The organism is Maribacter orientalis (genome assembly GCF_900109345.1).
Taxonomy (GTDB): Bacteria; Bacteroidota; Bacteroidia; order Flavobacteriales; family Flavobacteriaceae; genus Maribacter; species Maribacter orientalis.
Genome location: NZ_FNZN01000003.1, coordinates 119,199 through 131,285, shown reverse-complemented (window position 1 = coordinate 131,285; position 12,087 = coordinate 119,199). Strand labels below are relative to the sequence as shown.

At 36.4% G+C, this 12,087-nt stretch carries 11 protein-coding genes and 1 other RNA gene; 5 read left to right on the top strand and 7 right to left on the bottom strand.

Translation table 11 applies throughout. From position 1 onward, the window contains the following. Positions 1-59: 59 nt before the first annotated feature. On the top strand, positions 60-1,175 hold the full coding sequence (locus tag BMY56_RS07625; protein WP_091622217.1) for an Sb-PDE family phosphodiesterase: 1,116 nt from the start codon (positions 60-62) through the stop codon (positions 1,173-1,175). 86 nt (positions 1,176-1,261) lie between these two features. Here the strand turns inward: BMY56_RS07625 and BMY56_RS07620 are convergent, their stop codons facing one another. Further along, on the bottom strand, positions 1,262-2,467 hold the full coding sequence (locus tag BMY56_RS07620) for an NAD(P)-dependent oxidoreductase (RefSeq protein WP_091622214.1): 1,206 nt from the start codon (positions 2,465-2,467) through the stop codon (positions 1,262-1,264). A 208-nt stretch (positions 2,468-2,675) separates the two neighbouring features. Here BMY56_RS07620 and ssrA point away from each other — a divergent pair. From ssrA to BMY56_RS18495, 4 genes are all read left to right on the top strand, one after another. Continuing rightward, positions 2,676-3,076: a transfer-messenger RNA gene (gene ssrA / locus BMY56_RS07615) on the top strand. A 234-nt stretch (positions 3,077-3,310) separates the two neighbouring features. After that, positions 3,311-4,561 carry a site-specific integrase gene (locus BMY56_RS07610; RefSeq protein ID WP_091622211.1) on the top strand — a complete coding sequence of 417 codons (1,251 nt, stop codon included), beginning with the start codon at positions 3,311-3,313 and terminating at the stop codon, positions 4,559-4,561. A 1,026-nt stretch (positions 4,562-5,587) separates the two neighbouring features. Further along, positions 5,588-6,154, top strand: a complete 567-nt coding sequence (locus tag BMY56_RS07605) for a porin family protein (RefSeq protein WP_091622209.1) — start codon at positions 5,588-5,590, stop codon at positions 6,152-6,154. 101 nt (positions 6,155-6,255) lie between these two features. Then, complete coding sequence (locus tag BMY56_RS18495; protein ID WP_143057793.1) at positions 6,256-6,576, top strand: hypothetical protein; 321 nt, start codon at positions 6,256-6,258, stop codon at positions 6,574-6,576. 123 nt (positions 6,577-6,699) lie between these two features. Here BMY56_RS18495 and BMY56_RS07600 read toward each other — a convergent pair whose 3' ends face one another. From BMY56_RS07600 to BMY56_RS07570, 6 genes are all read right to left on the bottom strand, one after another. Beyond that, positions 6,700-7,428, bottom strand: a complete 729-nt coding sequence (locus BMY56_RS07600) for a hypothetical protein (RefSeq protein WP_091622206.1) — start codon at positions 7,426-7,428, stop codon at positions 6,700-6,702. A 10-nt stretch (positions 7,429-7,438) separates the two neighbouring features. Continuing rightward, positions 7,439-7,816, bottom strand: coding sequence for a hypothetical protein (locus tag BMY56_RS07595; RefSeq protein ID WP_091622203.1), 378 nt, complete (start codon positions 7,814-7,816; stop codon positions 7,439-7,441). A gap of 1,228 nt (positions 7,817-9,044) precedes the next feature. After that, positions 9,045-9,614, bottom strand: a complete 570-nt coding sequence (locus BMY56_RS07585; RefSeq protein WP_091622198.1) for a T9SS type A sorting domain-containing protein — start codon at positions 9,612-9,614, stop codon at positions 9,045-9,047. Positions 9,615-9,674: 60 nt separating this feature from the next. After that, positions 9,675-10,280 (bottom strand): hypothetical protein, encoded by a 606-nt coding sequence (locus BMY56_RS07580; protein WP_143057792.1) that lies wholly within the window; start codon positions 10,278-10,280, stop codon positions 9,675-9,677. A 26-nt stretch (positions 10,281-10,306) separates the two neighbouring features. Further along, complete coding sequence (locus tag BMY56_RS07575; RefSeq protein WP_091622193.1) at positions 10,307-11,059, bottom strand: hypothetical protein; 753 nt, start codon at positions 11,057-11,059, stop codon at positions 10,307-10,309. Continuing rightward, positions 11,056-11,775: a hypothetical protein gene (locus BMY56_RS07570; protein WP_091622190.1), complete on the bottom strand. Its 720-nt coding sequence runs from the start codon at positions 11,773-11,775 to the stop codon at positions 11,056-11,058. Before BMY56_RS07570 ends, BMY56_RS07575 begins: the two co-directional genes overlap by 4 nt. Positions 11,776-12,087: the final 312 nt, after the last annotated feature.

Genomic DNA, 12,087 nt, shown 5'->3' with positions numbered 1-12,087 from the left:
TCATAAAATTAATCGTTGATATAAGTTGATTTTCATACATTTGGATAAATGTCTTTTGTATGAAAACTCGACTTCACTTTTTACTTATTCTATTGGTATCAGCAGTGGTAACCTCGCAGCAACACGAACATCAAAGTTCACGGCCACTTTCTTTTCCAGATATTCCTGGATATAAAAGTTTAAAGACCGATTTACATATTCACACGGTTTTTTCCGATGGGTATGTTTGGCCCAACATTCGAGTAATGGAAGCCTTACGCGACAATTTGGATGCCATATCACTTACCGAGCATTTAGAGTATCAACCTCATCTAGAAGATATTCCACACCCAGATAGAAATAGGTCTTATATAATTGCAATGGAAGAGGCCAAGGAACATGATTTACTTATGGTTCATGGTTCTGAAATTACCCGTAGTGCACCTATGGGGCATAACAATGCCGTATTCATAAAAGATGCAAACCCTATTGTTCAAGATAAAGCAGAAGATGCTTTCGCAGAAGCCAAAAAACAGGGAGCATTTGTATTTTGGAACCACCCAGCATGGCACGCCCAAGCACCACAAGGGAACCCAATTCTCAGCGACTTTCAAAAAGAACGCATTAAAAACGGCGAACTACATGGTATAGAAGTTATTAATTCGGTAGACTATGCACAAGAGTCGCTGGCATTGGCTTTAGAACATAATTTAACGATTATGGGTACCAGTGACATTCACGGTCTCATTGATTGGGATTATACAGAAAAAGGAAATCAACGACCCATTACTTTAGTCTTTACAAAAGAACGTAGTATTGCCAGCATGCAAGAAGCTTTATTTGCGGGTAGAACGGTTGCTGTTTATAATGATCTAATGGTAGGCAAAGCAGAATTTTTGGTTCCGTTATTAAAGGCAAGTATAGTTATAGAAAAAGCTAGCTATGCCAAAAACACCCAAGTGTTAGAATTAGAATTAAAGAATGTGACTAGTAGTGATTTACTTTTTCAAAACGAATCTGAATACTCGTTTTATGACAGTTCTCCGGTTTTTGAAATAAAAGCAGGTGAGATAAAAAAAGTAGCTATAAAAACATTGGTCCTAAAAGATGAAATCACTTTAAAATTAAAAGCCTTAGGATGTTTTACAGCTCCTAAAACACAACCGATTATACAATGGATAATTAAGACAAAATAAAATTCAACATTGGTCTTAACAACCTACTTGATTACCCTAACCATATCAAAATAATATTGAAGCGCCCTATTTTGACGAAAAACCAGTTACTCCTTACCATCTACATAATCTTGTAAGTACGCAAATCGCTCGGTCAATTTACCATTATGGGTCATTCGGGCTCTTTGTAGAACTCCGTCTTTATCATTATTGAAAAAGGCAGGGATTACATTTTTAATGAATGCTTCACCGAAGCCTTCACTGGCATCTCTAGGAAGTTCACAGGGTAAATTATCAACTGCCATTACAGCAATGGCGTCTTTATGTTTAAAATCGGTTTCAGATTCAGATGCTGCATCGTAGCCATAAATTGGTTCTGCAATAGTAGAAGCTCGTAGTGTTGTTGCTACCGGCCCATCTATATCGCAACTTATATCTGCTACTACCCTAATTTTAAAATCAGGATGTTTCGCATCTTCCCTCGTAAATAGATATGGTGAACCTTGTCCATAAAAATGACCAGCAATGTAAAAATCGGTCACCTTTGCAAATCGAAAAAAGTTAGACTTATATGCTCCTGGATTGGCAAAGAAATCGGCTTTATTACCGCGAACACCATCTTTTCTTTTGTTGTATTCCCCTGCATCTATTTGACAATAGACAGGTTCATTAAATGTTTCTTCAAGATACTCAGCAACACTTACGCGTCGCATACCCATACCGTCAAGCATTTCCCTAGCACCATTACCAACTCTACCCCTACCGGTTAAAAGTACTTTTATGCTTGGCAACCTAAGTTTTTTAAGTTCAGAGATTAAAGCTTCTTGGTCAGCCAAATCGTTAGCTTTTGGCAAATTGAACAATCCGAATTTGAGTCCGTATGCTCTAAAACCGTTATAGGCCCCAACAATACCTGCATACCTGCCAAATGCAACCACACGTTGTTCTTTCTTGTTCGTAATGACTTCGTGGTCATAAAGTTCAATATTCTTATCTAAAACCGCCTGTAGCAAATCTCTATTATAAGGTTGCTTTTTAATGGTATGAGAAAAGAAAAAGTATTTTTTGTTTGGAATTAGCGAATCGATCGGAACTTCCTTTACACCTAAAAGCACATCACAATCAGCCATTTCATCTGCCACGGTAATGCCTAATTGCTTATACATCTCATCAGAATACGCACGAATTGGTGACGGTTCTACTATCAATATTGCCTTTTTGTGTGATTTCAAGACTTTTTGACAGGCCAATGGTGATAGAACTACGCGCTTATCTGGCGGATTTTTACGTTCTCTAATGATTCCGAACTTCATATGGTGTTTTGGTATAAATATTGTACTAAATTATGCAATTAGAAATACATTGGCTTAGGTCATAATAAAAATTATTGGGGCTCGTAAACTTTTGTTAGCTTTGCTGCCCGCAATAGAGATAGAGGAGAGTACTAGATACTGCCGAAAGCTCGTCCTTTTTGAAAAAAGGGAACGTACAAATAGAGAGTAAAAAGTTCATTAACATATTGGGGCCGACCGGTTTTGACAGCGAGACTAGTTGGAATGTAAGCATGCCGAGCGCTGAGAAACAGCTCGTTAATATCATTTTTCACACTTTTAATTGGCGAAAATAATTACGCTCTTGCCGCTTAATCCGAATTACAGTAGGATTTAGCCTCGTCCCTACTAGGTAGGGAAGCGAGATGTTCCTGAACAGCCCTTGTTGATGGCGGTTCTTATAGGAGCACCAGAAAAGTCAACATAAGGATACCTGCTCGCTTTGGCGGTATCACTAAAACCTTAAGAAGATAAGTTTGTATTGGGCGGTTTCTGGTCAGGTACTTATCGAAAATTAATCAGATACTACGCATGTAGAAAGCATTTTAATTACTTGTTTGGACGAGGGTTCGAATCCCTCCGGCTCCACTGGAATAGTACCAAAACTATTTAAAAACCCCTTAATCATATGATTATCAGGGGTTTTTATTTTTTATGGTATCAAATGAATCGTTTTGAAACCGTATTTTAGGTGACCTATTCGGTGAGTACTTTTTTTATTAAAAAACACTCACCGATTTGCTTGTAATTAACTGATATAATGTTAATTATGAAAATGGTATTTTCCTTTTTTGTACCTTTATTTCTGTTAAAAAGATACATAAAATGAGCCATTCTTTCTCACAGTTATTTTACCTCAAAGGAAAACATTTTGAAAAAGACGTGAAAGTACCAATATACCTGCGTTTGACAGTTAATGGGCAACGTAGCGAACTGAGTATTTCCCGTAAAGTCGATCCCGAAAAATGGAATGCCAGAACGGGGAAAATGCGCGGAACGAACCTCGAAGCAAACGAATTGAATTCCTATTTAGATGCTGTCAGAAACAAAATAAATAAGATTCATGCTCGACTTGTTGACGAAGGCAGACCCTTTAATTCTTCGGAAATAAAAAACCTTTATGTAGGCAAAGGAGAAAAAATTACAATGCTGGTGCAGCTCTTTGAAGAACATAACCTGCAGATGGAAAAATTGGTCGGGGTTGAATTTGCCCTTGGTACTTGGAAGCGATACCACACCACCAAAAAACACGTGAAAGAGTTCTTAAGGACAGAGTACCGGAAGGACGATGTGCCAGTTCGAGATGTCAATTTAAGGTTTATCAAAGGGTTCGAGTACTTTTTAAAAATAACCAAAGCCTGCAATCATAATTCGGCTTTGAAATATGTCAACAACTTTAAAAAGATCATCCGAATGGCAGTGGCCAATGACTGGATATCCAAAGATCCATTCTATAACTACAAAGTTCAATTTAAAACTGTGGAACGTGATTTTCTTTCCAAAGAGGAACTACAAGACTTAAAAGAAAAAGAAATAGATGGCGATCGTTTAAATGTAGTACGTGACATGTTCGTATTCTGTTGCTACACCGGACTTTCCTATATTGATGTGCAAAAGTTGAATCAGGATAATATCGTTCGCCATATTGATGGTAGTTTATGGATTCAGGCGGAGCGCACCAAAACCAAATCGAAACTGGGTATTCCAATTCTGCTGACTGCAGAAGCTATTTTAGAAAAGTATAGAGACCATCCTAAAGTTGTCAATGGAAATTGTGTAATTCCCGTTTTGAGCAACCAGAAATCCAATGCTTATCTAAAGGAAATAGCAAACCTATGTGGCATAGAAAAGAACCTTACGACACACTTAGCTCGGCATACCTTCGCTACTACTGTAACACTTTCTAATGGGGTGCCAATAGAGACTGTTGGTAAAATGTTAGGCCATAAAAATTTGCGGACCACGCAGCATTACGCTAAAATCATAAGCAAAAAAGTAGAGTATGATATGGGGATTTTAAAAGAAAAGTTGGCAGAGATGGATAATAAGCGCATCAAAAAAACAAAAGAATTGTAAAATTCTTTTTCAACTAGAGCTTTGTTAACGTACCATTTCAACGCATAACTTACCTAAGCCTAGATTCAACCAAGATGGATAGTACCACTTGCCCTCCCTCGATTAGGGAGACCTCTTGGGCCAGGTACTCTATGATGACCGAAGAAATAAATCAATTTGAGCAATAAAACCACAATTGTAGATTAGGAACCGATCTTGCTTTGAAAACTTGTCCCCAATATCCTGAACTGATTCCTGAAACCACTCAGTTTTCACATTCTCGAAATTTCGTTGCTTCCGCCGTCATCTTTCCATTTCGGTAGTATCCAGTATCACCTTGATGTCGTTGGTACTTCGGGTCAATTCTTGGTTTAAGGAAAGGAATCAACACCAGAAAATTATAAAATGAATTAGACCAAATCAAAAATCGCTATTAAATACTTATTAAAATTAATTGGTAAGTAATCTTAAAATTTTGGAGCATCTAGTTTTTCCAACCCCTTTTAGGACTGCCTCTAGACATACCCAAAGAGGATTAAACAATTTCACTTTAATTTTTAGGAAAATTCTTATTTTTTAATTTTAAAAAAATAAAATTTCATATTTAAAACTTTGTTTATCAGTTATTTAAATAAATATAATAATTTTTTAAAATTTATTTTTTCAATCATCTTTTATCCTACATTTAATTATAAATGTAAGGTATGTAGTAAGGACTGTTTTTTAGAAAATGAAGACCACTTTTGGGAAAAGCCGTGTCAACTCTATAACAATTAAAAAATGGTTTCTTATGATTAAAAATTACTCAGGTTATAAATCTTCACATAACCTCCAGAAAATTTTAAATAAATGCCAAAAGAGATTTTACTCTGTTCCTTAAAATTTTCGAAAGGTATACAAGACTTCAATTACATTGTTTAATGTCAGCCTTTTTAACTAAGAAGAACGGCAGGTATACTAAAGGAAAACGAGCATTGACTTCGGGATGAAGTAAATCTCTAAAAAAATAAAAATTCAATTCTTAAGATCAATCAAAATTCAAAATTTATGAGAATATTATATTTAGCGCATATTATGGTAATTATGGGCACTGCTGCGGTTAATGGTCAAATAACAAAAGGCAATTGGCTAGTTGGGGGTACTGGAAATTTTTCATCATATGAAAATAAGTCTTCAAGTAATGGTTTAGAAAATATTAATAAAGGTTTTGGTATTAATGTTTCCCCTAATATCGGTTATTTTCTTGCAAATAGATTTGCTGTTGGGAGTCTTCTTAACCTTGGGAGTTCAATGCCAAAAGATTTTGAAAATAGCTTTTCATATGGAATTGGTCCATTTGCGAGATACTATTTTTTAGAGGAAGATAAGCGCGTTAATATACTGTTGCAGGCAAATTATATTTATGGAGCATCTCAATCTCAATCTGGCAATAATAAATCGAATTCTAATGCTTATGGCTTTAAGGCAGGCCCTGCGATATTTTTTAATAGTAGTGTAGCGTTGGAGGTAACCCTAGAATATAATAGCGGAAAATTAATACCTGATAGCTCTGCAAGTTCTTCATACAATAATTTCCAAATCGCTTTAGGTTTTCAAATCCATTTAATAAAATAAATTATTTCATTATGAAAAGCTCTATAAAAATATCAATCACATTAATATATTTGATGCTGTGTACAACTTTGTTGGGTCAAGTTGGAGTAACAATTTCTAACATGCAGTATATAAGTGGAACACCGATTAACAATTGCGGTAATATCGATTTCGGTACCAATTCGACAGTTAGAATACAGTTTACAACGAACTTGACTAAGCAATCTACCCAAATGGTTGGAAATAGTAATTTATATATCTATACTGTTGGTTCATCAGGAGTAAGATTTGAAAGAAGTAATGTGATAGTTCAACCTATAAATTTCAATACTAACCTCGGAGAAACATACAGGGGTAGTTTCATTGCATGTCGCCCCAATAGAAGAGGCCTGCCCATATATACCTGTGGTTTTACCAGTAAAATGATGCACAAGATCTCTTAATTCGTAACTATAAGGTGAGGACGACCATATGCTTTTTGCTTCATTGATTATGGTATTTGGGTTGGATGAAACATAAACACCACCTATAAATACATGTAATGTTGAAACGCTTAAGATTGCATCCTATTCATCCTCATAAACGTCTTGTATCATATTGAATTCTGCCAACATCCTTGTAAACGAAGCATCATTATAATCATTCCAATATTCCGTATCACAATCCACATTAACTTCAACTATATTGCACCCGGCGGATGAAGAATATGCAATTACCCCCTCTTGCGCTGATCGGCCTTCTATTTCTGTATCTGGAGTACCACAAACGAGATTGCCCTCTTTAACATTATTGTTGTTGTAGATAACTAGTTTATTTGATGGTATGCTTTTGTCCTTTAAAACATACTTCAATTGATCAATCATTAAAAGCCCTTCGTCAGTTTGAATACTGCCATAAATAAAATTATCAGTAATAGTTAATCTAACCTTGTTCCCCGTATTGGTTAGATACCCCTTATATGTAACGGTTTTGTTAATTTCCACGTTGGTAATCCCTTTTTCCATCACCATTGCGGCCTTAAAGGAAGGAGATCGTATGTCATGGGGATATAGCTGGATGTCCAAATTATTTGATTTTCCGATATCCCACAAGATTCTTGTTTCTTTTAAAGGGGTAACGTCTTCCGAAAATTTGGCCAAATCGATTTCCACTACTTGATATTCTTTAAATGTATTCAGTAACCGTAGTTCCTCTGAAGAAGTGACCGTTATGTCTCTTGACAAAACCCTTTTTTGAGAATATGCCAAAGTACAGGCCAATAAAAAAACAAGTAATGATAGGTTAATGTTTTTCATTTTCTATGGTTTATTGGTTATTCAATCGTATTTCAGTTATTTCAAAAAAATCGGCACATTGATCCCCATCATTTATTCTTTCATAAACGTAACCACTATAAATAACGGTAGCCCCGTCGATTTGAAATTCAGAGTCCAAATTGCAGGGAATCAAAGACCCTAATGGACGGTTTCCTACCTTGACCAAGGACTCTATTACATAGTCGTCAGAACAAAATTGATTGCCTGGTGCCCTGATTGTACCTCGCTCTCCTTTAATCGTTTCAATAATTTTTAGGCCAAGCTCCTGGTAACACCCTGGATCAGGGTCATCATCTGAACAGGATGTAATCGAAAAATTGACAAACAAAAATAGAAAGAAGACCTTCATGGTATGTTGTGGTTTCATAGCGGTGCGTTATAAAGATATGTAATTTTTCAAATAAGTAAGAAAAAGATTACTTACAAACATGAATAAATTGTGTTAAATTGTTCATATAGGATGTGGACTTACCTGTAAGGTTGCTTATGTATTTCAATTTTTCGATGTTTCCACTTTATTATACCAAGAGTGCAATTTTCGAACTTCGTATTTATCCTTGATATTCCTAAGTTTAAAATCATGTGTTTCCATACTAGAATAGTAAGTACTTCAGAAAAAATTGAATCCCACTATAGTGTAACACGGTCGGCCAAGAAAAAAGAGTCCGGCCATGAATTTATATACCCTCTTGCGAAGTGATTAGCCATGATTTTTACTTGGATTATCTACCGGCCTTCTCTTGCCTATTATCCTTCATAGCTAAACCTTGTAATCACTCTTCTTTACCTACTCTTTGATAATTCTAAATATCTTATCTTCAAACTTAGAACCAAACATACGAGCTATAACCGTCACTTTGTCTTTGCGGAAAATGTAATAAACAGTTGTGTTTTTGCGAACGGAGGCACGCCTTAAAAGTTTTTGACTTTTTGATTCAGGATATAGTGTAGGGAAATTGGATACCGTTAATTCAAATTGCCGAAGCAACCTTTTAAATTTAACCACCTCCTTGATCCTGAACTTTTGAATCAGGGAATTTTGAATGGCAATGGCGTTTAGCAACGACCTTTTTGTCCTTTCTACCTCCTAAGGTTTATCCATTGGTCAAACCGTTCCTGAACTAATTGGATCTCATAATTTCAACTTGCCGATAATCCCTGATTCCACTTAGAATATTGACTCTATCACTTTCTGTAAGTTCTTCCCACCAGTCGGTGGATTTGCCCTCACTGGATAATTTGACGGAACTAAGCAGACTTAAAATAGAATCATCGGTTAAGATTGGATCCATCCAACAAGCTCCTTTTTAATATTGTTTAATTCTGCTGTGCCCATATAATCATTTTAACGTAAAGTTACAAAAACCGTACAATTAAGAATTAATTCAAAGACGGACTTTTTATTTCGCCAGGCAGGTGTCCTATCTTAACATTAATTTGAACTTTCAAATTTGCTTTAAGAAGATAGTGAAAAATATTTGTGCCGTAAAAGGTTGGTTTTAAGGAACTTTCCTACCGTACCTTTTTTTGGAAGACAACAAAAAAAATCGGGAGTGCTAACCCCCGATTTTATTTAAGCTTTTTCAAATAGGTTTCTATTCTTTCACTATCTGATGTACTTCGTCAACCTCTTTGCCGACAATTCTTAAAAGATAGGTTGCCTTTTTAAGGTCGGAAATATCTATACTTGGAATACTTACTGACTTCGCAAACTGTTTTGTTCTCAATAGAGCACCAGTCAAATCGTAAATCTCAATTTGAATTGGATTATCTAACGTAACCGAACTATTTGGATTTCCACTTTCTGATTTTTCATTGTAGCCGATGAATACTTCCGAGTCTGATGGATTAGGATATACGGTCATAATGTTGTAACTGCAGTTTTGATATATGGTTCTATCCAACTGAGCAGCCCCACAGGCGGTGTTGCAAGTTACCTTTAATAGTCCTCCAGAACACCCCCAATTTAAATAGACAGATGATGAACTTGAAGACAATAGAAGTGTGCCATTTTTATAATATTTGTAGTTTCCGGTGCCATTGCCCACGGTAACCGGTAGGCCTCCGGAAGAATCTGCCCAATTGGGCGAAGTTATTGTTATAGAAGGGCCAATATATAGAGATTTTGAAAGTATAGTAGTAGAGCATCCTCCTGTAAAATTCATTGTTGCCGTAATCGTTGCTGTACCTGTGAAAGTTCCACTTCTGGTAAATGTTTTAGAAGTTCATGAACCTGAGGGGAATGTAGCTGCAGAGCTAGGGTTCACCGACCAAGTTACTGAGGTGCCCGAAGGAGCGACAACACTAAAATTTCCAGTTGTGCAGAAGTTTGAAGGACCGGATAATGAAGGCTTAATATAATATTTTAAAGTTGTTTCATCATAGGGTGTATCTGTAGGATTATGCCTCATAACTGGCCAGCTACCCCATTTTGATTCATATTTACCCGCAACGACCGATTTTACGGCGGAATGGTCATCACTAGCATATGATATTTTCTGTGCTTGGGAAGCGGACACTTCAACATAACTACAGTCTTGCCAATATTTATCATCTCCTGGAGTATTCATCCAATACTGAGTACATCCGGCACATTCAGTCAAGTACCACGCATACCCATGGCAATTGTATTTTGCTGAGGAATTGCTAACGATTGTTGCATTGGGAAATGCCGCCGTAGCTTGGGCATTCCAAGAACTGATTTGACTTTGTGACGCCTCAGCTAACACTAGCACCGTTACTGGTGTGCCTTTGGGAGTATATACCGTTGCAGTCGATTGAGCAGCGGAATTGTTTAAAAACAACAATAATATGCAAATACTTACCGCCACTTGTAAATATTTGTAGTTTTTAATGGTTATTTATTATATTCGGTCGCATATTCTAATATTTTATTTAGGGTTTCTATCTTATTGTTCAATTCAACATATTTTATAAATATTTCTATGGAAACATTCTTCGCTATTTCTTCTAAAAAGGGTTCGTATTTTTCCGAAACCATTACCCTGGCCATAAGCAACGCTTCAATTTTTAGGTTCAAAATGCTATATGGGTCGCCAATATTTTCGAACTGAGTATTTTTTTTTATGGCCTCGTCCAATAGTTCACGTCGTTCGCTGGAAGTCAGCTGTTCTATAAGAACAAACTGGGCCTGTACCATTCCCATATAAACGAAAGTCAAAGTATAATCACCTACAACCACTTCGTCGCCTTGTGGAATGCATTCTGGGTTCATTTGTTTGAACCGGTCCAACATAATTTGTCCAGCATTTTCCCTAGTTATAAGCTCGTGAAAACCGTTAAAATTTTCCATTTGCCTTTCCACACCATATTGGATAGTATCAAACGCCATCATGGCACCCAATAATGGATAGTCAAGGCATGTCTCGACTAAACCGTAAGTGCTCATTTTTTTTAGTATGCCAACAGGCACTTGTAGGGCATCAATCTTTTCTTGGCCACTTGTAAATCTCTCCCATTCTGGCATACCCGGCCTTAGAGGGAAAATGTACTGATCAGATGCCTCAGGAGTGAATGACGAACAAATCACTTCATCTTCCTTACCACAACTTATCAAAATGATAAACAAAAGAACTTTTAGATACCTCATTTAATAAAGCTTTGTGCCTTTTCCATGATATTTTCAACAACCGCAAAATCAATTACCAAACCCTGCTCGATAAAGGTGTTTTTTGCAAAGTCGCTTTCGGCTCCATTCTCATTGGCCGAGCCTTGGCTGTCCATAGTCCTTGCAATGACCCATGCCGTGTTAGAGGTACCTAGGGTTCCAAAAATGGCTACACGGTTTTGCTTTGCAGTATATTTTTCCGAACACAGCTTTACCAGTTCTTTTTTCTCGGTCAAAGACAGGGTAGCTAGAACATCCCTTTGGGCAAGAAAGGTTTCGATATAGGAAAATTCGAATGCGAAGTCCCCTTTTCTTTCTTCAGACCAATCTGCTCCATATTTTTCCGGCGACATATTAGAATAAAGCTTTATCAGCTCTTTCCCCGAATCCTTTCTACCCATTAATTCTTCAATACCATTGAACTTTTTCCTAAGTGCGTCAAAACCAGCTTGCAAGTCATTATAGGCAAATAAAGTGCCTATTAGTGGGTAATTTAAGCAGGTTTCCACTAAATCTTTTGTCGACATTGATTCTAAGATTCCATCGGGTATCTGACACGCCAAATACTTATCATCCGAATTGACGAACTCCTTCCATGCTTGATCTCCTGGTCTTACAGGAAAACTATAGGATTGGCCATAACTGTTAACGGCAAGCAAGGAAAACAGCACTAATACATATATAATTTTTAGTTTCATAATTTTTAATATTTTCTTCGAAATTTTAAATTATTATTATCACGTTCTGCTCACTATAAAACGAAACTCATAGTTCCATTTAAAGCGCAGAAGTTTTATTAAAATGAAATTGTATTTTCAAAAAATGTAAGCGAATCTGAATTAGCTACAGCCCACCTTGTGGCGTGTAGTCGGAGGATTATTTTGTTGTTCGCATAGGATTAGGAGTTAAGTATGTTTAATGTACCAAATATCTTCATTCAAAATACAAGCGGTTGATTTTTTTCTCCATTTAAAGAAAATAATTAGACCCTTAAAACCGCCGTTTTCCAG